Origin of the sequence: Klebsiella oxytoca, assembly GCF_009707385.1 — a bacterium.
Taxonomy (GTDB): Bacteria; Pseudomonadota; Gammaproteobacteria; order Enterobacterales; family Enterobacteriaceae; genus Klebsiella; species Klebsiella oxytoca_C.
In genome coordinates this window covers 5,231,745-5,250,191 of the sequence record NZ_CP046115.1, presented here as the reverse complement: position 1 = coordinate 5,250,191, position 18,447 = coordinate 5,231,745, and the positions used below count along the sequence as shown (strand labels likewise).

Annotated in this window: 19 protein-coding genes; 8 read left to right on the top strand and 11 right to left on the bottom strand. The window is 55.2% G+C overall.

What is annotated here, in order from left to right; all coding sequences use genetic code 11:
• Positions 1 to 130 precede the first annotated feature (130 nt).
• Complete coding sequence (locus GJ746_RS24505) at positions 131 to 928, top strand: glycosyltransferase family 2 protein (protein WP_154682492.1); 798 nt, start codon at positions 131 to 133, stop codon at positions 926 to 928.
• Here GJ746_RS24505 and GJ746_RS24500 read toward each other — a convergent pair.
• From GJ746_RS24500 to gpmM, 3 genes are read right to left on the bottom strand one after another with little or no spacing between them, the layout of a single operon-like run.
• A complete protein-coding gene (locus GJ746_RS24500) occupies positions 925 to 1,860 on the bottom strand; it encodes a divergent polysaccharide deacetylase family protein (RefSeq protein ID WP_195908775.1) in 936 nt (311 codons plus the stop codon). The two genes, GJ746_RS24505 and GJ746_RS24500, sit on opposite strands and share 4 nt — an antisense overlap.
• A gap of 3 nt (positions 1,861 to 1,863) precedes the next feature.
• Positions 1,864 to 3,135, bottom strand: a complete 1,272-nt coding sequence (envC, locus tag GJ746_RS24495; protein WP_154682491.1) for a murein hydrolase activator EnvC — start codon at positions 3,133 to 3,135, stop codon at positions 1,864 to 1,866.
• 9 nt (positions 3,136 to 3,144) lie between these two features.
• The gene (gpmM, locus tag GJ746_RS24490) at positions 3,145 to 4,689 is read right to left on the bottom strand and encodes a 2,3-bisphosphoglycerate-independent phosphoglycerate mutase (RefSeq protein ID WP_154682490.1); all 1,545 of its coding nucleotides are present in this window, start codon (positions 4,687 to 4,689) and stop codon (positions 3,145 to 3,147) included.
• Between the two features lie 245 nt (positions 4,690 to 4,934).
• On the opposite strand from gpmM, the gene GJ746_RS24485 reads away from it, so the two are divergent.
• From GJ746_RS24485 to cysE, 5 genes are all read left to right on the top strand, one after another.
• Positions 4,935 to 5,366: a rhodanese-like domain-containing protein gene (locus GJ746_RS24485; RefSeq protein ID WP_154682489.1), complete on the top strand. Its 432-nt coding sequence runs from the start codon at positions 4,935 to 4,937 to the stop codon at positions 5,364 to 5,366.
• Positions 5,367 to 5,477: 111 nt separating this feature from the next.
• Positions 5,478 to 5,729 (top strand): glutaredoxin 3, encoded by a 252-nt coding sequence (gene grxC / locus GJ746_RS24480; protein WP_004106850.1) that lies wholly within the window; start codon positions 5,478 to 5,480, stop codon positions 5,727 to 5,729.
• Positions 5,730 to 5,788: 59 nt separating this feature from the next.
• Positions 5,789 to 6,256: a protein-export chaperone SecB gene (gene secB, locus GJ746_RS24475; protein WP_154682488.1), complete on the top strand. Its 468-nt coding sequence runs from the start codon at positions 5,789 to 5,791 to the stop codon at positions 6,254 to 6,256.
• Positions 6,256 to 7,272 carry an NAD(P)H-dependent glycerol-3-phosphate dehydrogenase gene (gene gpsA, locus GJ746_RS24470; protein ID WP_154682487.1) on the top strand — a complete coding sequence of 339 codons (1,017 nt, stop codon included), beginning with the start codon at positions 6,256 to 6,258 and terminating at the stop codon, positions 7,270 to 7,272. The genes secB and gpsA overlap by 1 nt, the downstream gene beginning before the upstream one ends.
• Before the next feature lie 80 nt (positions 7,273 to 7,352).
• Positions 7,353 to 8,174: a serine O-acetyltransferase gene (cysE, locus tag GJ746_RS24465; protein WP_004106845.1), complete on the top strand. Its 822-nt coding sequence runs from the start codon at positions 7,353 to 7,355 to the stop codon at positions 8,172 to 8,174.
• Positions 8,175 to 8,327: 153 nt separating this feature from the next.
• Here cysE and trmL read toward each other — a convergent pair whose 3' ends face one another.
• The 5 genes from trmL to GJ746_RS24440 all read right to left on the bottom strand — a co-directional run bounded on the left by trmL (position 8,328) and on the right by GJ746_RS24440 (position 13,269).
• On the bottom strand, positions 8,328 to 8,801 hold the full coding sequence (gene trmL, locus GJ746_RS24460; RefSeq protein ID WP_154682486.1) for a tRNA (uridine(34)/cytosine(34)/5-carboxymethylaminomethyluridine(34)-2'-O)-methyltransferase TrmL: 474 nt from the start codon (positions 8,799 to 8,801) through the stop codon (positions 8,328 to 8,330).
• Positions 8,802 to 8,885: 84 nt separating this feature from the next.
• Positions 8,886 to 10,127 (bottom strand): FMN-dependent L-lactate dehydrogenase LldD, encoded by a 1,242-nt coding sequence (gene lldD / locus GJ746_RS24455; protein ID WP_154682810.1) that lies wholly within the window; start codon positions 10,125 to 10,127, stop codon positions 8,886 to 8,888.
• Positions 10,127 to 10,900, bottom strand: a complete 774-nt coding sequence (gene lldR, locus GJ746_RS24450; protein WP_154682485.1) for a transcriptional regulator LldR — start codon at positions 10,898 to 10,900, stop codon at positions 10,127 to 10,129. Before lldR ends, lldD begins: the two co-directional genes overlap by 1 nt.
• Complete coding sequence (gene lldP / locus GJ746_RS24445) at positions 10,897 to 12,552, bottom strand: L-lactate permease (protein WP_154682484.1); 1,656 nt, start codon at positions 12,550 to 12,552, stop codon at positions 10,897 to 10,899. Before lldP ends, lldR begins: the two co-directional genes overlap by 4 nt.
• A gap of 354 nt (positions 12,553 to 12,906) precedes the next feature.
• Positions 12,907 to 13,269 (bottom strand): YibL family ribosome-associated protein, encoded by a 363-nt coding sequence (locus GJ746_RS24440; protein ID WP_154682483.1) that lies wholly within the window; start codon positions 13,267 to 13,269, stop codon positions 12,907 to 12,909.
• Between the two features lie 276 nt (positions 13,270 to 13,545).
• Between GJ746_RS24440 and GJ746_RS24435 the strand changes: the two genes are divergently transcribed.
• Positions 13,546 to 13,770 (top strand): hypothetical protein, encoded by a 225-nt coding sequence (locus tag GJ746_RS24435; protein ID WP_154682482.1) that lies wholly within the window; start codon positions 13,546 to 13,548, stop codon positions 13,768 to 13,770.
• Here the strand turns inward: GJ746_RS24435 and mtlR are convergent.
• From mtlR to mtlA, 3 genes are all read right to left on the bottom strand, one after another.
• On the bottom strand, positions 13,759 to 14,358 hold the full coding sequence (gene mtlR, locus GJ746_RS24430; protein WP_154682481.1) for a mannitol operon repressor MtlR: 600 nt from the start codon (positions 14,356 to 14,358) through the stop codon (positions 13,759 to 13,761). The two genes, GJ746_RS24435 and mtlR, sit on opposite strands and share 12 nt — an antisense overlap.
• Positions 14,355 to 15,503: a mannitol-1-phosphate 5-dehydrogenase gene (gene mtlD / locus GJ746_RS24425; RefSeq protein WP_154682480.1), complete on the bottom strand. Its 1,149-nt coding sequence runs from the start codon at positions 15,501 to 15,503 to the stop codon at positions 14,355 to 14,357. The genes mtlR and mtlD overlap by 4 nt, the downstream gene beginning before the upstream one ends.
• A gap of 124 nt (positions 15,504 to 15,627) precedes the next feature.
• Entirely contained in the window at positions 15,628 to 17,538 is a 1,911-nt protein-coding gene (gene mtlA, locus GJ746_RS24420; protein WP_154682479.1) for a PTS mannitol transporter subunit IICBA, read from the bottom strand.
• Between the two features lie 535 nt (positions 17,539 to 18,073).
• Between mtlA and GJ746_RS24415 the strand changes: the two genes are divergently transcribed.
• On the top strand, positions 18,074 to 18,445 hold the full coding sequence (locus GJ746_RS24415) for a DUF3302 domain-containing protein (protein WP_154682478.1): 372 nt from the start codon (positions 18,074 to 18,076) through the stop codon (positions 18,443 to 18,445).
• Positions 18,446 to 18,447: the final 2 nt, after the last annotated feature.

Genomic DNA, 18,447 nt, shown 5'->3' with positions numbered 1-18,447 from the left:
CTGCGGGCGCTTTTTTGAGAGTTATCCTACATTTTTGCGATCCTTAATCCACTCCGCACATTTTCTAAATCGCTTTTTCAGCTTTTCGTTTATACAGTCGGGTTAACCATGATTTAACCCTGTTAAGACTATGATTAAACTATCTGTATGCTTATTGACCTGTAATTCATCCCGCTTATTACGGGAGGTATTACCCCCATTGATGAAGGTAGCCGATGAATTTATCGTCATCGACTCAGGCAGCACGGATGCCACGCTGCAGATTTGCCAACAATTCGCTCTCACGGTACATCACCATCCCTATACCGCTCACGGTGCACAAATGAATTATGCCACCTCCCTGGCCAGCCACGACTGGGTTCTGTGCATGGATAGCGATGAGATCCTTGATGATGACGTGGTGGCAGCTATTCTGGCTTTGAAGGCGGGCGATGAGCCGGCTCCAGACTGCGCATGGCGTCTGCCGCGCTACTGGTTCGTGCTGGGAGAACAGGTACGAACCATCTATCCGGTATCATCGCCGGATTTCCCGGTTCGCCTGTTTAATCGTTCCGCTGCCAGGTTCAACGATCGGCCTGTAGACGATCAGGTTATCGGTTTTACGCACTCCACCAGGCTCCCGGGCTTCGTGCGCCACGATACCTTCTACTCCCTGCATGAAGTGTTCAGTAAGCTCAATAGCTACACGACACGGCTGGTGAAATATCAGAAGATCAGGCCATCAATCGGACGAGGGGTGATTAGCGCCATTGGCGCATTCTTTAAGTGGTATCTGTTCAGCGGAGCGTGGCGAAAGGGCAAGGTTGGGGTAGTTACCGGCCTTTACGCGACTTTTTACAGCTTTCTTAAATATTTTAAAGCCTGGTATGCCCATCAGGATAAGCCGAAATCCGCGGCGGATAAGCACACGGATTCACGAACGATTTAGTTGGTGGGTTTATCCCAGCCCTGCCACTTCAGCTGGTAGTACTGTACCAGGGCGCTCTGGCTGATGCTTTCGCTCAGAATAGTAAAGAAGCGGCTGGCATTAACCGGCTGCGGCGGATGCTTCGGTTTACATAGCTTCACGCCCCGGAACGGGTTGCGCGGCGGCTGTTGTGGCGGCGGTGCACTATTCGGCGTTGAGGTATCCACCTGCGGCTCGTTTAGCAGGCTGCTCGGGCGTACCAGCGTGATATCCGGCGGCAGGCTATATACCATCTGCTGCAGCACGCGCACCGTTGTCGGGTGCGGGTGCCCGATAGCAATCGCAGAGCCGTTGCGCCGTGCCAAAGCGATGGCGCGGTTAAACTGATAGCGTATATCCGCTTCGTTCTGGGTATCGTCAAGGAACACCTTGCGCTTAATCACCTTCACTCCGGTGCCCTGCGCCGCGCGCATGGCCTGGGTGTTGCCAATCGTGACGCTATCAAGGAAGTAAAGATTGTAGCGTTCAAGTGCCTGCATCACCTTCTGCATACCGAAGAGATTCGACGTCATGGCGCTGCCCATATGGTTATTCAGCCCCACGGCGTACGGAACCTTGCCGTAGGCTTCGCGGATAATGCGCTCAATCTCGCTGCTGTTCATATCCGGGCGGAGCGTGTCTTTTTCCAGCGGCTGCTTGCTCAGCGGCGCCATCGGCAGGTGAATCAGCACTTCGTGGCCGAGATTATGCGCTTTAGTCGCCATTTCTCGAGCGTGGGGCGCATTAGGGAGTACGGCAACGGAGATCGTCGCTGGCAGCGCCAGCACCTGGTTTTCCGTTTGAGGACGATAGCCAAAGTCGTCAATAACAATGGAGAGTTTGCCGGCAAAAACCGGCGACGCCATAACCAGCGTACTGGTTACCGCGAGTGCAATTCTGCGAAATTGAAGCAAAACTTATCTTCCCAACCACGGCTGTGGATTGACCGCCTGACCCTGGCGGCGAATTTCGAAATAGAGCGACGGACGGCCTTGACCGCCGCTGCTGCCTACGAGAGCAATCGGCTGGCCCGCCCGGACCTGAGTGCCGACGCTGACCAGCGCGCTTTGGTTATAGCCGTAAAGACTCATGTCGCCTTTGCCGTGTTCAACGACCACCACCAGGCCATAGCCCTGCAGCCAGTCGGCGAGAATAACCCGACCATCGGCAACGGCTTTGACCTCAGTGCCTTCAGACGCAGCGATAACCATCCCCTTCCAACGTAGTTCACCTTGCAGCTGTTCGCCATAGCGATGGAGAATTGAGCCGCGAACCGGCCAGAATGCCTGGCCGCGAGGTGAGCCTAGTCCGCCGGTTCGGGACATCAGCGAGCGTTCGCTTTCGGTCGGTTTGTAGGTGGTGCCTTTACGTGAAGCTTCCTGTTGGCGATCGCGCACGTCCTGAGCTTCTCTGGCTTCACGATCGGCGCGCGCTTTGGCCGCCGCCGCCGCCTGGGCGATGCGACCGCGCAGACGTGATTCGTTAGCCCGCATTTCGCTGAGCTGCTGCTGACCTTTCTGGATAGAGGATTCCAGGCCAGCGAGGGTCTTTTTACGTTCGTTACGCGCCTGTTCCAGCTTGCTCTGCTGGGCACGCTGTTCGTAAACCAGGGTTTGCTGCTGGCTCTGTTTCTCTTCCAGCATGCTTTTTTGCACCGCTACGTCTTCGCGGGTCTTCTTAAGCTCGGCAATGGTTTCCTGACGCGCCTGGTTCAGATAGCCGAAGTAGGCCTGCATGCGCTGGTTACGCTGCCCCTCTTCGCCGCTAAGGATCATCTGGATACCGGTATGCGGCCCCTGACGAAACGCGGCATCAAGCTGTGCAGAAAGATTGCGTTCCTGCGAGGCGCGCTGACGCTCCAGCTTCGCAAGGGCTGCGTTCATTTCATCGATCTGCTTATTCAGCTGATTCAACGTTTCTTGGGTTTCACGCAGCTTGCGCGCGGCGGCGGAAATAGCCTCCTCCTGCGCTTTAAGCTGAGCGACCAGGGAGGCACGCTGCTGCTGCTGTTGCTTAATCGCCCGCTGCTTAGCGGCGATATCGGCCTGAATGGATTTTAGCTGGTCGCGCTCGTCGGCGTGAGCAGATGCGGCGCACAGCAATACGCCAGCGCTAAGCGCGCTGGCGTAAAGAACGGATCGAACTGCCGTTGCGATCCATGTAGTTGAATAAGTCGCCTTTCCCCTCATGGGGAAGGATTATTCCACGATGAACAGCGGCTTGCCAGTCATCTCTTGCGGGATTTCCATTCCCATCAGCGTCAGCATGGTCGGCGCGATGTCGGAAAGTTTGCCGCCGTTGACCGCTTTGACGTTTTTATCGCCAACATAAATCAGCGGAACCGGCAGGTTGGTGTGAGCGGTATGCGCCTGACCGGTGGCCGGGTCACGCATCTGCTCGGCGTTGCCGTGGTCTGCGGTGATAAGCAGCTGTCCGCCAACGGATTCAACGGCTTTGCTGACCTGGTCGATACAGTGATCCAGCGCTTCCACCGCTTTAACGGCGGCTTCCATCACCCCGGTGTGGCCAACCATATCGCCGTTCGGGTAGTTACAAATGATGGTGTCGAACTGGCCGCCTTTGATGGCTGCAACCAGTTTTTCGGTCAGCTCAGCGGAGCTCATTTCCGGCTGCAGATCGTAGGTCGCCACTTTCGGCGAATTGATCAGAATGCGCTCTTCACCTTTGAACGGTTCTTCAACGCCGCCGTTAAAGAAGAAGGTCACGTGAGCGTATTTTTCGGTTTCGGAGATACGCAGCTGGGTTTTGTCTTTTTTCGCCATCCATTCGCCGAAGGTATTCACCAGAGAAGCCGGTGGGTAAGCACAGGCGACTTTGATATCGGCGGCGTATTCGGTGAGCATAACGAAATCGAGATTCACCACTTTCTTACGGGCAAAACCGTCGAAATCGGCGTTAACGAAGGCGCGGGTGATTTCGCGTGCGCGGTCGGCACGGAAGTTCATGAAAATCAGGGCGTCGCCGTCTTCCATAGCCGCATCGGCCTGGCCTGCAGCGCGGATAACGGTCGCTTTCACGAATTCATCGTTTTCATCGCGCGCATAGGCAGCCTGCAGGCCCGCAACGGCGGTATCGGCCTGGAACTCGCCTTTTGCCAGGGTCATCAGATCGTAAGCCTGCTCAACGCGATCCCAACGGTTGTCGCGGTCCATAGCGTAGTAGCGGCCAATGATGGAGGCAACGCGGCCTTTACCCAGCGCGGCAAATTTTTCTTCAAATTTCGCCAGCGTCTTTTCAGCGCTGCGCGGCGGGGTATCGCGGCCGTCAAGGAAGGCGTGCAGATAGATTTTTTCCGCGCCGCGCTCGGCTGCCAGCTCAACCATTGCCATGATGTGATCTTCGTGGCTGTGGACGCCGCCCGGAGACATCAGGCCCATAATATGCACGGCTTTGCCCGCTGCAATGGCTTTATCGACTGCGCCGGTTAGTACCGGGTTTGCGAAGAAGGTACGTTCTTTGATTTCAACGTCCAGACGGGTCAGATCCTGATACACGATGCGGCCCGCGCCGAGGTTGACGTGGCCCACTTCGGAGTTACCCATTTGCCGATCCGGCAGACCAACTTCCAGGCCTGAGGCATCAATCAGGGTATGCGGGCGTTTCGCCCACAGTGCGTCCATTACGGGGGTTTTAGCGCTGTAAATAGCGTTATCCTGCTGGTCTTCACGGTAGCCGTAGCCATCCAGGATCACCAGTACCATAGGTTTTTTAGAAACCGACATTGCGACAACCTCATGCTCAAAGACAGAAAATTTGCGTAATTTTACTACAGCTGAATCGATCAAATCACCGTAAAAGATCAAAGAAAGAGGGCGGCCCGAGCGCATTGCTACGATAAGAGCGGATTTTTTTCGTGACGGACCGCAGAAAATACATTACATCACGCTCACTGGCTGTATTTGCCGCAATGCACAGGTATACTCCTTCCCTGGTTTTTTTATCACTTAGTCGGGAGTTGTAACCCCCCATGCAAGAAATTATGCAATTCATCAGCCGTCACCCCGTTCTGAGCATCGCGTGGGTCGCGCTGCTGGCGGCGGTGCTGTTCACTACGTTTAAAGGGCTGATGTCAAAAGTTAAAGTCATCACCCGTGGTGAAGCGACGCGCCTGATCAACAAAGAAGATGCCGTGGTTGTCGACCTGCGTCAGCGTGACGATTTCCGCAAAGGCCATATTGCGGGTTCCGTTAACCTGCTGCCGAGCGATATCAAAGCAAATAACGTCGGCGAGTTGGAAAAGTACAAAGCACAACCCATTATAGTGGTAGACGGCTCAGGTATGCAGGCGCAAGAACCCGCCAGCGCGCTGAACAAAGCCGGTTTTGAAAAGGTCTTCGTACTGAAGGAAGGCATCGCTGGCTGGAGCGGCGAGAACCTTCCGCTGGTACGCGGTAAATAATTTACCCGCGTCTTTATGGCGCAGCGCAGTTTCCTTTATGGCGGCTATTCGCCAGCGGGAGAATAATGCCTGCGTTGTAAAACCCTCACGGGTAAAAACAGGAGTGAAGTCATGGCCAATATTGATATCTATACCAAAGCGACCTGCCCGTTTTGCGTGCGTGCGAAAGCGCTGCTGAACAGCAAGGGCGTGACGTTCAACGAGTTGCCTATCGATGGCGATGCTGCGAAACGCGAAGAGATGATTCAGCGCAGCGGTAGAACGACGGTTCCGCAGATTTTTATTGATGCGCAGCACATTGGCGGCTGTGACGACTTGTATGCGCTTGATTCACGTGGTGGACTCGATCCCCTCCTGCGCTAATTTTTGCGCTCATCCCCATTGGACGGGCGTACTTAAGGACAACACGAAAGGGTTTTACTATGTCAGAACAAAACAGCACCGAAATGACTTTCCAGATTCAGCGCATCTACACGAAGGATATTTCTTTCGAAGCGCCGAACGCTCCGCAAGTTTTCCAGAAAGATTGGCAGCCGGAAGTTAAACTTGATCTGGATACTGCTTCCAGCCAGCTGGCTGAAGGCGTGTATGAAGTGGTGCTGCGCGTGACCGTTACTGCCTCACTGGGCGAAGAAACCGCATTCCTGTGCGAAGTACAGCAGGGCGGTATTTTCTCCATCGAAGGCATTGAAGGCACCCAGATGGCGCACTGCCTCGGCGCATACTGCCCGACCATTCTGTTCCCGTACGCGCGTGAGTGCATCACCAGCCTGGTTTCTCGCGGTACCTTCCCGCAACTGAACCTTGCGCCAGTGAACTTCGATGCGCTGTTTATGAACTATCTGCAGCAGCAGGCTGGCGAAGGTGCTGAACAACATCAGGATGCCTGATGAACGCGCTTAACGCTGCAATGACTGTGATCGGTGCCGGCTCTTACGGCACCGCTCTTGCCATCACCCTGGCAAGAAATGGCCACCACGTTGTGCTGTGGGGCCATGACCCGAAACATATTGCGACGCTGCAGCACGATCGCTGTAACGCCGCATTTCTTCCTGATGTTCCTTTCCCAGATACGTTGCATCTGGAGAGCGATCTGGCGACCGCGCTGGCTGCCAGCCGCGATATCCTGGTTGTCGTGCCGAGCCACGTGTTTGGCGAAGTGCTGCGGCAGATTAAACCGCTGATGCGTCCTGACGCTCGCCTGGTTTGGGCGACAAAAGGCCTCGAAGCGGAAACCGGACGTCTGCTGCAGGACGTGGCGCGCGAAGCGCTGGGCGATGATATCCCGCTGGCGGTGATTTCCGGCCCGACCTTCGCGAAAGAGTTGGCGGCAGGCCTGCCGACGGCTATCTCGCTGGCGTCTACGGATCCGCAGTTCGCGGACGATCTGCAAAGCCTGCTGCACTGCGGTAAGAGTTTCCGCGTCTATATCAATCCGGACTTCATCGGCGTTCAGCTCGGCGGCGCGGTGAAAAACGTTATCGCTATCGGCGCCGGCATGTCTGACGGTATCGGTTTTGGCGCTAACGCGAGAACTGCGCTGATTACTCGCGGGCTGGTCGAGATGTCTCGTCTTGGGGAGGCCCTTGGCGCCGATCCCGAGACCTTTATGGGCATGGCGGGCCTGGGCGATCTGGTGCTGACCTGCACCGATAATCAGTCGCGTAACCGCCGCTTTGGCATGATGCTCGGTCAGGGCATGGATGTGCAAAGCGCGCAGGATAAAATTGGCCAGGTGGTCGAAGGTTACCGCAATACCAAAGAGGTTCGCGTTCTGGCGCAGCGTTTAGGCGTCGAAATGCCAATAACCGAGGAAATTTATCAGGTATTGTATTGCGGAAAAATTGCGCGCGAGGCAGCATTGACCTTATTAGGTCGTGCTCGCAAGGATGAGCGTAGCAACTAACTGAGATGGAACCTGGATCACCTGAATGACCCGGCCAGCAAAGAACTGGCCGGTCATTATTATATCGCCTGGAGTCAGCAATGCCGTGTGAAGAACTGGATATCGTCTGGAATAACATCAAAGCCGAAGCTCGGGCTTTAGCTGACTGTGAGCCGATGCTCGCCAGTTTTTACCACGCCACGCTACTCAAGCACGAAAATCTCGGCAGCGCCCTGAGCTATATGCTGGCAAACAAGCTTGCCTCGCCGATTATGCCCGCCATCGCCATTCGTGAAGTGGTGGAAGAGGCCTATGCCGCCGACCCGGAAATGATTGCCTCCGCCGCCTGCGATATTCAGGCGGTGCGCACCCGCGACCCTGCGGTTGATAAATACTCAACGCCGCTGCTCTACCTGAAGGGCTTTCATGCCCTGCAGGCCTATCGTATCGGCCACTGGCTGTGGAATCAGGGGCGCCGGGCGCTGGCTATCTTCCTGCAAAACCAGGTTTCCGTCTCGTTCCAGGTCGATATCCACCCGGCAGCGAAGATTGGCCGCGGGATCATGCTCGACCACGCCACCGGTATCGTGGTCGGTGAAACGGCGGTGATTGAAGATGATGTATCCATTCTGCAATCGGTTACCCTTGGCGGTACCGGTAAAACCAGCGGCGACCGTCACCCGAAAATTCGCGAAGGCGTGATGATTGGCGCCGGGGCGAAGATCCTCGGCAACATCGAAGTCGGGCGCGGAGCAAAAATCGGCGCAGGCTCAGTGGTGCTGCAGCCAGTGCCGCCGCATACCACCGCAGCAGGTGTTCCTGCGCGCATCGTCGGCAAGCCGGAGAGCGATAAGCCGGCGATGGATATGGATCAGCACTTTAACGGGATACACCACACTTTTGAGTACGGCGACGGGATTTAATTGATTTCCCGGAGGCGATGCTGCGCATCTGTCCGGGCTACAAAACAGAGTGTTGTCTGGTGGCCCGGACAGGCGCTACGCGCCGCCTCCGGGAGAAAGCCAGCATGTAGCCCGGATAAGGCGCTGTGCGCCGCAATCCGGGAATCGCTCAGGCTAGCTGCGCAGCACCGCGCCGGGATACCCCAGCTGACGCCAGGCTTCATACACCACCACCGACACCGCGTTTGACAGGTTCATGCTGCGGCTGTCCGGCATCATTGGAATACGGATTTTTTGCTCCGGCGGCAGGGCATCCAGAATGCTGCCTGGCAGTCCGCGAGTTTCCGGGCCAAACATCAGATAATCGCCGTCCTGATAGCTGACCGCGCTGTGCGCCGGGGTTCCTTTGGTGGTCAGGGCGAACAGGCGCTGCGGCTTTGCGTTTTCAATAAACGCGGCGTAATCATGATAGCGTTGGACGGCGGCGAATTCGTGATAATCCAGCCCGGCGCGGCGCAGTCGTTTATCGTCCCAGGTGAAGCCCATGGGCTCAATAATATGCAGATTGAAACCGGTGTTGGCGCACAGTCGGATAATATTCCCGGTATTTGGTGGGATTTCTGGTTCGAATAAGACGATGTTAAGCATGCTGCCCCCTTGATAGCGGGGGGCAGAATAGCAGATATTTGGTGAACCCTCACCCCGTGGTAGAGGGTGAGGGGAAAACCACCGCTAACCTGCCTGCCGGACGGTTTCCTCCCCTTGTGGGAGAGGGCCAGTGTGGGGAGTAACCGCTGCGTTTCCCGCTTTGATCGTATCAAAAGTCCGCAGCGCATCGGCGTTTTGTACCAGAGAGTCGCGGCTGATTTCTCCGATGGTTTTCGCGCCGGTCAGCGTCATTGCCACCTTCATCTCTTTCTCGATCAGGTTCAACAGATTGGCCACTCCCTGCTTGCCGTGAGTGGCTAACGCATACAGATAGGCGCGGCCAAGCAGCACGCTATCGGCGCCGAGGGCAATCATGCGCACGACATCGAGGCCGTTGCGGATGCCGCTGTCGGCGAGGATGGTAATGTCGCCTTTAACCGCATCGGCAATCGCGGGCAGAGCACGGGCGGAAGAGAGAACGCCATCAAGCTGGCGGCCGCCGTGGTTAGAAACCACGATGCCATCTGCGCCGAAGCGCACCGCGTCGCGGGCATCATCCGGATCGAGGATCCCCTTGATCACCATCGGCCCGTCCCAGAACTCGCGGATCCACTCAAGGTCTTTCCAGGAGATCGACGGATCGAAGTTATTCGCCAGCCAGCCGATGTAATCTTCCAGGCCGGTTGGTTTGCCGAGGTAGGCGGAGATATTGCCTAAATCGTGCGGACGACCGTTTAATCCGACGTCCCATGACCACTGCGGATGGGTCATTGCCTGCCAGTAGCGGCGCATTGCCGCATTCGGGCCGCTCATCCCGGAGTGGGCATCACGATAGCGTGCACCGGGCGTTGGCATATCGACGGTAAAGACCAGCGTGGAGCAGCCCGCCGCCTTAGCCCGCTCCAGCGCGTTGCGCATAAAACCGCGGTCACGCAGAACGTAGAGCTGGAACCACATCGGGCGCTTGATGGTTGGGGCGACTTCTTCAATCGGACAAACGGAAACGGTAGAGAGAGTGAAAGGGATGCCTTTTTCATCCGCTGCGCCTGCAGCCTGGACTTCACCGCGGCGGGCGTACATGCCGCATAGGCCGACAGGGGCCAGCGCCGTTGGCATCGCCAGCTTCTCGTTGAATAAGGTGGTTTCCAGGCTCAGGTCTGACATATTGCGCAGAATACGCTGACGCAGGGCCACGTCGGACAGGTCTTCAACGTTGCGGCGTAAAGTGTGCTCGGCGTAAGCGCCGCCGTCGATATAGTGGAACAGGAACGGTGGCAGGATACGCTGTGCGGCGGCGCGGTAGTCGCTGGCGGCGGAAATAATCATCACAAGTTCTCCCTGGAATTGTCGTTATGGTCTCCGGGCAGGCGGGTAATTCGCGCCTGGCGGGCCTGGTCTTCATCAAAGCGTTTGATAGTGGCGTGGACAAAGCCCAAATGGGCCATCATCGCCTGTCTGGCACCATCGGGATCGCCGGCGATAATCGCCTCCATGACCGCCTGGTGCTGTTCGGTCAGGCGAGCGAACACCGGCGGAACGAGGTACATCCGCTGGCGGCTCTCCTTGACCGAGGATTGTAAGAGGTCGAAAAAACCGCGCATGGTTTGCAGCAGTACTACGTTGTGCGAGGCTTCGGCAATCGCCAGATGGAAACGGACGTCGGCCTGCGAGGCCAGGTCCGGGTCTTCACTTTGGGTGGCTTCAAAGCAGAGGCGGATTTTCTCTTTTTCGGCATCGGTTGCCCGCATCGCCGCGTGCCAGGCTGTGCTGGCCTCGATGGCGTGGCGGGCTTCGAGGATATCGAAACTGTAATCAGGATCGTCGGAGAGCAGCGTTTTCAGCGGCTGAACGATATTTTGCTCCGACCACGCTTCGTGCTGCCAGCGCACGAAGGTGCCGCCGCCGCGACGGCTGAGCAGCACCCCTTCGTTGACTAACATCGCCAGCGCTTCACGCAGCGAATTGCGCGATACGCCAAGCTGCATTGCCAGCTGGCGCTCGGCGGGCAATCGCATGCCCGCCTCCAGTTGTTGTTCTTCAATCAGCGCCCGCACGCGACGGGCTACGTCGTCGGCAAGGCGTTTAGGCATCACTATCACGGGATCATCCAGGTTAAGACGTACGCCTGCAGCGTGGTGATCGCGCCGACCATACAGGTAAAAATCAGGCTGTGTTTTACGGTAAAGCGGAACAGATCGGACTCCCTGCCCACCAGACCAACCGCCGCGCAGGCGATAGCGATGGACTGAGGGGAGATCATTTTTCCGGTTACGCCGCCGGTGGTGTTCGCCGCGACCAGCAGGATATCGGAGACGCCAATCTGCTGGGCCGCCGTCGCCTGCAGCGCGGCAAACAGCGCGTTAGACGATGTATCCGAACCGGTCAGAAATACCCCCAGCCAGCCGAGGAACGGCGAGAAGAAGGTAAACGCATGGCCGGTGTGCGCCAGCGCAAGCGCCAGAGTTGAGGATAGTCCGGAATAGTTGGAAATAAAGGCGAACGCCAGCACCATACCGATGGAGTAAATCGGCAGCGCCAGCTCTTTCAGCGTGCTGCCGAAGGTGGAGATCGCGTCTTTTGGCTTCATGCGCAGCCAGACGATAGAGAGCAGCGCGGCGAACAGAATGGCGGTACCGGTCGCTGAGAGCCAGTCAAATTTGTAGATCGCAGCATACGGCGTGGCTTCGTTAACCACCGGCGGCATGCGAGCCACCATCTTGTCGAGGAACGGCACGGAAATATTAATGACAAAGTCGTACATTGCGCCGCCTGGAGCGAACAGCGCTTTAAACGGCGGTACGCTCCACAGAGTCACGGTCGCGGTGAGGAACAGGAACGGAGACCAGGCGCGAATCACCTGACCCGCCGTGTAGTGAGTTCGGGCCAGACTCATGTCGACCTGCGACGCGCCCATATCGCCGAAGCGGAAGATACGTACCGGCTGCCAGCGTTTGAGGAACAGCGTCAGGCAGACCAGCGACACCAGCGAAGAGATAATATCCGGCAGTTCCGGGCCGAGGAAGTTAGAGCTGAGGTACTGAGCGATAGCAAAAGAGCCGCCGGCGACCATAACCGCAGGCCAGGTCTCTTTAATGCCGCGCCAGCCGTCCATAATCGCCATGATCCAGAACAGGACGATGATGGTCAGAAAGGGGAGCTGCCGGCCAACCATCTGACCGATTTCGAAGCTATCGAGTCCCGTCACCTGTCCGGCGACCAGAATCGGAATACCCATTGCGCCGAACGCTACCGGAGCGGTGTTGACGATTAGACACAGGCCTGCTGCATACAGCGGGTTAAAGCCGAGCCCTACCAGCAATGCTGCGGTGATGGCGACCGGTGCGCCAAAACCGGCGGCACCTTCGAGAAACGCACCGAAGGAGAAACCGACGATCAGCATTTGCAGACGCTGGTCTGGGGTAATCGATAAAATCGATGAGCGGATAATATCGAACTGTCCGGTCTTGACCGAGATTTTATAGACGAAGACCGCAGCGATAATAATCCACGCGATGGGCCACAGGCCGTAGAAGAAACCGTAGACGACCGAGGCCAGCGCGTGGTCAACCGGCATTTTGTAGAACAGCAGGGCGACGGATAGCGCGATGACCACGGTCCAGGTTGCAGCAACGTATCCTTTTAGCTTGAGCTTAATCAGGGCAAAGAAGAAAAACAGAATCGGTAGCGATGCGATGAGACTTGAAAGCCAGATGTTACCGGCCGGATCGTAATTTTGTTGCCAGAGGTTCATGCAGGTCTCCATCGGGCCTTGATGATGTAGCGCTGAGTCTTATGCTCTTTGCAGGTCACATCATTTGTAAAATTGGCCCAGCCAAATTGCGATGTAGGGTTAACGACAACGAATGGTTAATCAGATGTTATCAATGAGCAATATATTTGTGACCAAAAATGATAGATATGTGAACCATTGGGCGCTTTAAGAAATAATTGGTAGGGCCAATTGAGGGAGGTGAACAGCGTTAGAACCAGAATAGATCCCGGAGGCGATGCTGCGCATCTGTCCGGGCTACCCTCTCGCAGAGGGCAGCGAACCCGTAGCCCGGCTAAGCGTAGCGCGAGCCGGGAGATTCACGGGATGAAAATATCAGAACTCGGTTTTTGAGAAGCCGGTCATTTCTTTCAGGCCCATTTCGCGGCCCAGGGCGGTCATCGGATGGACAACAACCAGACCGCGCACGCTTTTCTTGAGCTTGCCCATATCGGCCTGTTCTTTTTTGGTGATGGCGCGACGGTGCGGCATGCTCATCAGCTTTTGCGCTTCTTTGCTCAGCTTCTGGCCCTGAACTTCACGCAGCCGCACAAGCTCTGTCTCAATAGTGGTTTTCTCTTTTTCCAGCTCGGCATACTTGTCTGCGGCTTCAACCAGAGACAGGTCAGCCTGCTGGTGACGGATGGCGTCGAGACGATCGCTCAGACGCTTAATTTCATTTTTTTCGACTTCTTTCATGGTGGCTTAATCTATTAAGAAAGGGGCATTATCAGACTATAGTATGTGCTGTTGCGGGTGTTGTGGGTAGTTATTTATCAAAACGCCGCGGATTTTTTGCGAATAACAGTCACCGAGATTAATTATAATTAATTGAATATAGTGACTATTTTTATTAATAGTGAGCTAATGTTCATTTCTGTGAAGTCTGTCGGGCATTAAGCACGTTTTCCTCATCTGTATTGCGTTTTTTTAGCTAATTCTAAATAGGATCATTCCCGAGCAGAGGAGAGCGTGATGGCGAAAATCGGCGACGGTGTACCGCGTATTATTGATAAAGCCGTAGACTTTATGGCTTCAAGCCAGGCTTTTATGGAATATCTAAAAAAATGTCCACGTTTAAAGCAGATACCGCCGGATATTCCGACTGAAAAAGAAGAGCTATATCTGCGTCGTCTCGAGTACTATCGTCAGCTTTATCGGCCGACGTGCGAACAGCAAGAGACGGAATCAGGGCGTTGATTTTTGAAAGGCTTTTTTTAAGCTGATTTTAGAAATCAGCTCGGTCAGAGATAGCATCATTGTTGAACGAACAACCTGCTGGTAGCGCAGCTTTTGCATTGCCAGCAGGTCTGCATCGCTCTCATCGAACTGCGGCGTTGGCGGCAGAGCGGCGACGCAGTGCAGTTCGCCAAACGGTCCAAGAATCTCATCATCGGTAAAGCTGTACTCATTACCATCGTGATTCAACTCTTCGCGCAGGGCCATCAGCAGCTCGGCATCTTCATATTCGGCACGGCTAATCACCCCAAGGCCGTAGATCAGCTTCAGGCGTACAGAAAGGTCGCCAAGCGGCCCGTCGCCATCCAGCAACGGTTCCACTGCGTATTTTACCGCGTAGTCGTCTTTACGGAACACCTGAAGCACCAGGATATTGACTGCCTCCGTCAGCAGTTCAACGGTGGCGATCAGGAAGCTTCTTACGGTTTTGCCAGCATTCAGACGTTCAAGCACACGGTTTTCAAATGCCTGTGTTTCTTCCATTATTGCCTGCATATCTGACAGGAGTAGTAATGGGCGCGACTCGAGCCGCGCCAGGTCTTGTCTCATTTAACGGCGTTGTAATCGTTAACGGCTTCCGCCACCACGGCGCTTGCCGCGTCCAGACCAGAAATCTGCGCCAGCGCGGCCTGAGGGCCTTTCTCGGCAATCAGCGCCACCAGCTCCTGAGCCTGCGGGTCTTCTTCGCTGCGGAAGTGCATGGCAGCGGCGATACCTTTCACCAGGTTCAGATGCGGCAGGCCATATTCCAGCGTACCCAGCAGCGGCTTAATTAAGCGATCGCCCGCGCTCAGTTTGCGCAGCGGCTGGCGGCCAACGCGTTCAACGTCATCTTTCAGGTACGGGTTTTCAAAACGACCAATAATTTTCTGGATGTAAGCGGCGTGCTTTTGCGCATCAAAGGCATAGCGTTTAATCAGTACCGCGCCGCTTTCTTCCATAGCACCTTTGACCACCGCGCGAATTTTCTCATCGAGAATCGCGTCACGAATCGTCTGGTGACCCGCCAGTTTTCCGAGGTAGGCGGTTATAGCATGTCCAGTGTTTAAGGTGAATAGCTTACGTTCGACAAATGCCATCAGGTTATCGGTTAATTCCATACCCGGGATGTTTGGCAGCTCGCCCTTGAACTGGGTCTTGTCGACAATCCACTCGCTGAAGGTTTCTACGGTGACTTCCAGCGGATCGTGAGTGGCGGAAGCAGACGGTGGAACAATGCGGTCAACGGCGGAATCAACGAAGCCGACGTTGGTTTCAACCCAGGCTTTATCTTCTTCCGCCAGTGCATTGAAAACGTGGCCTTTCAGCTGAGTCGTACCGCGGACCATGTTCTCGCAGGCGATAATATTTAGCGGGGCCGTAACGCCCTGCGCCTTACGTTTGGCCAGGCCTTTGGCAATTGCCGGGGCGATACGCTCCAGCACGACCGGGCCGACGGCGGTGGTCACCAGGTCAACGCGAGAGATCAGGTCAATAACGTCGTCACCAATGCTGCTGACGGCATCGACGCCGGAAACGGTATCGACCTGCTCATTTTCGCCTACTACGTGAACCTGATAGCTATGACGGGCATTCAGGGCATCAAGTACGACCTGATTTACATCCGCAAACGTCAGCTGTATCCCCGCGTCTGCCAGCAGTTTGCCGATAAAGCCACGACCGATATTACCTGCGCCAAAATGTAATGCTTTCATAGTATTAACCTTCAATTAATGTTTTTACCTGAGAGGGCTGGGGTGAGGCTTTTCCCTCACCCTAACCCTCTCCCCACGCATGGGGAGAGAGGAGGCGTTGCCCGGCGTACAGCCGGGCAACAGGTTACGCTTTCAGCAGCGTCAGCACTTCTTCAACGCTGGTGGTTTTCGCCAGACGCTCAATCACCGATTCATCGTCCAGCGCGTTGGTCAGGCTGGTAATTACCTGAATATGCTCGTTATTACGCGCGGCGATACCGATAACCAGACGAGCAACGTCATCCGCTTCTTCACCGAAGCGTACGCCTTCCGGATACTGGCAGAAGACGATGCCGGTTTTCAGGACGCGATCTTTAGCTTCGATGGTGCCGTGCGGAACCGCGATGGACTCACCCAGATAGGTGGAGGTCAGCTTTTCACGATCCAGCATCGCCTGGACATATTCCGGCTCAACGTAGCCACCTTTTACCAGCTGCTCGCCAGCAAACAGAATCGCTTCTTCTTTGGTGGCGGCTTTGCGGCCAAGGAAGATGTTCTCCGCACCGAGTTTGAACAGGTTGGTGTCAGCCTCGTCGAAGCTGTCTTTCAGGCTATCGCGGACTTTTTCTTCGTTCTCATTATGGCGCTGTGCCGCAACCAGACGTTCGGTCAGGCTGGTATACAGGCCGCTGTCGAGGAAGTTGGTCAGCGAAATATGCTGCGCCTGCGGCACCTGACGCATTGCACGTTCGGTCAGGTCGCGGTGGGTGATGACCAGGTCAACATCCGGCGGCAGATTGTTAATCGCACAGTTGGTAACGGAGATATTGCCTAGTCCGGCATCCTGCACTTTCTTACGCAGCACGCCTGCGCCCATGGCGCTGGAGCCCATACCAGCGTCGCAGGCGACGATGATTTTGCGTACGTGGCTCAGATCGTTTGCGACATCACCAGCGGCCAGCGGAGTGGCGCCGCCTTTGGATTCGGCTTTCATATCGTGCATGCGGCGGGTCGCGGCTTCGATATCATCTTCTTCTTTCACTTTGCTGGTTTTCAGCAGAATGGCTGAGACCACGAAGGAGACGGCCATCGCGGCAACAATCGCGGCGATGTTAGCGAAGTAGGCACCTTTCGGCGTCATCGCCAGCACGGCGAGGATAGAACCCGGAGAGGCCGGAGAAACCAGACCGCCGTTAAGGAGGGTCAGGGTGAACACGCCGGTCATACCGCCAAGAATAACCGCCAGAATCAGACGCGGGTTCATCAGCACGTACGGGAAGTAAATCTCGTGAATACCGCCGAGGAAGTGGATGATTGCCGCACCGCCCGCAGACTGTTTCGCGCTACCGCGACCGAAGAACATGTACGCCAGCAGGACGCCCATACCCGGACCCGGGTTAGCTTCAATCAGGAAGAAGATAGACTTGCCGAGATCGTGAGATTGCTGAATACCCAGCGGCGAGAAAATACCGTGGTTGATGGCGTTGTTGAGGAACAGGATTTTAGCCGGTTCAACAAAGATAGACGCCAGCGGCAGCATGTCGTGCGCCACCATGAAGTTAACGCCAGCGGCGAGGATTTTCGACAGAACTTCAACCGCCGGGCCAATGCCGAGGAACGCCAGGATAGCGAGGATCATACCGATGATGCCGGCGGAGAAGTTATTCACCAGCATCTCAAAACCGGACTTGATCTTACCGTCTACCCACACGTCGAATTTTTTAATAGCCCAGCCGCCCAGTGGACCGGCGATCATGGAGCCGAGGAACATCGGCATATCCGCGCCGACGATCACGCCCATGGTGGTGATTGCGCCGACCACGCCGCCGCGCTCGCCGCCAACCAGCTTACCGCCGGTATAACCGATCAGCAGAGGCAGCAGATAGGTGATCATCGGACCGACCAGCTTCGCCAGCGTTTCGTTCGGTAACCAGCCTGTCGGAATGAATAATGCGGTGATAATACCCCACGCGATAAACGCGCCGATATTTGGCATCACCATATTGCTGAGGAAACGACCAAAGCTTTGCACTTTGATCTTGATATCGGATGACATAAAACACCCCTTCTTCTGTTTTTGCTATCGGCAGGCTGAAAGCCCGAGGCTTGTTGTTAATAAGGCGGCAGAGGTAGCCGGGCCCTGAGTGATAGAGCGAAATCTGGCACTGAATCGTTAAGCTGTCCAGTCGGTGGGTCTTTGTGTGATATATGTCACATTAATATAGGGCGTAAATGGTCATTTGTAGTGATTTGCGTCACAAAAATGATGTGTAAAAAAACAACAGCGCTGCGCTTAAGGGGTAAGAATACGGTTTTATGTGATTAATATCACAAATATAAATTGACGTTTTGTTGTTTGTTTGTGATTTGCATCACAAAATATTTTGACCTGGATTTTCCCTGATGTGATCTCGGGCAGATTATGCCGTGTTCAACTTGAAGATGTGTAACTCAATAACTCGTTCCGCTGAAGAAGATTTTAGTCGTCAATGGCGAAAATGAAACGGGTGAATTATGCTCAGTTTGTCGACCGTTTTTGCATTGGGTCCGACGCATATCCCATAAATAATTAGCGTAAATTCGAGGAAATTATGTTTCTCAATTATTTTGCGCTCGGCGTTTTGATCTTTGTCTTTCTGGTGATTTTTTATGGAATCATCATTCTCCATGATATTCCTTACCTGATTGCTAAGAAACGTAACCATCCGCATGCCGATGCCATTCACGTTGCGGGCTGGGTGAGTCTGTTTACTCTGCACGTTATCTGGCCGTTTTTATGGATTTGGGCCACGCTTTACCAGCCCGAGCGCGGTTGGGGAATGCAGCACCGACGGGATGGGATGCCGGCGGAAGCGCAGGAAGATGAGGACGAAATCAGTCAGTTACGCCAGCGAGTCAGCGTACTTGAACAACAAATCACTGCGCTACAGCCATCAGTCCAACCACCTTCGGTGGAGAAATAAAT

What these genes read in the sequence shown, in the direction of transcription:
- grxC (WP_004106850.1), top strand. Translation starts at nt 5,478, where the DNA reads ATGGCCAATATTGATATCTATACCAAAGCGACCTGCCCGTTTTGCGTG.
- GJ746_RS24505 (WP_154682492.1), top strand. Translation starts at nt 131, where the DNA reads ATGATTAAACTATCTGTATGCTTATTGACCTGTAATTCATCCCGCTTA.
- mtlA (WP_154682479.1), bottom strand. Translation starts at nt 17,538, where the DNA reads ATGTCATCCGATATCAAGATCAAAGTGCAAAGCTTTGGTCGTTTCCTC.
- secB (WP_154682488.1), top strand. Translation starts at nt 5,789, where the DNA reads ATGTCAGAACAAAACAGCACCGAAATGACTTTCCAGATTCAGCGCATC.
- envC (WP_154682491.1), bottom strand. Translation starts at nt 3,135, where the DNA reads ATGAGGGGAAAGGCGACTTATTCAACTACATGGATCGCAACGGCAGTT.
- lldD (WP_154682810.1), bottom strand. Translation starts at nt 10,127, where the DNA reads ATGATTATTTCCGCCGCCAGCGACTACCGCGCCGCCGCACAGCGTATC.
- trmL (WP_154682486.1), bottom strand. Translation starts at nt 8,801, where the DNA reads ATGCTTAACATCGTCTTATTCGAACCAGAAATCCCACCAAATACCGGG.
- mtlR (WP_154682481.1), bottom strand. Translation starts at nt 14,358, where the DNA reads ATGAGACAAGACCTGGCGCGGCTCGAGTCGCGCCCATTACTACTCCTG.
- GJ746_RS24440 (WP_154682483.1), bottom strand. Translation starts at nt 13,269, where the DNA reads ATGAAAGAAGTCGAAAAAAATGAAATTAAGCGTCTGAGCGATCGTCTC.
- GJ746_RS24485 (WP_154682489.1), top strand. Translation starts at nt 4,935, where the DNA reads ATGCAAGAAATTATGCAATTCATCAGCCGTCACCCCGTTCTGAGCATC.
- GJ746_RS24415 (WP_154682478.1), top strand. Translation starts at nt 18,074, where the DNA reads ATGTTTCTCAATTATTTTGCGCTCGGCGTTTTGATCTTTGTCTTTCTG.
- gpsA (WP_154682487.1), top strand. Translation starts at nt 6,256, where the DNA reads ATGAACGCGCTTAACGCTGCAATGACTGTGATCGGTGCCGGCTCTTAC.
- GJ746_RS24435 (WP_154682482.1), top strand. Translation starts at nt 13,546, where the DNA reads ATGGCGAAAATCGGCGACGGTGTACCGCGTATTATTGATAAAGCCGTA.
- cysE (WP_004106845.1), top strand. Translation starts at nt 7,353, where the DNA reads ATGCCGTGTGAAGAACTGGATATCGTCTGGAATAACATCAAAGCCGAA.
- mtlD (WP_154682480.1), bottom strand. Translation starts at nt 15,503, where the DNA reads ATGAAAGCATTACATTTTGGCGCAGGTAATATCGGTCGTGGCTTTATC.
- gpmM (WP_154682490.1), bottom strand. Translation starts at nt 4,689, where the DNA reads ATGTCGGTTTCTAAAAAACCTATGGTACTGGTGATCCTGGATGGCTAC.
- lldP (WP_154682484.1), bottom strand. Translation starts at nt 12,552, where the DNA reads ATGAACCTCTGGCAACAAAATTACGATCCGGCCGGTAACATCTGGCTT.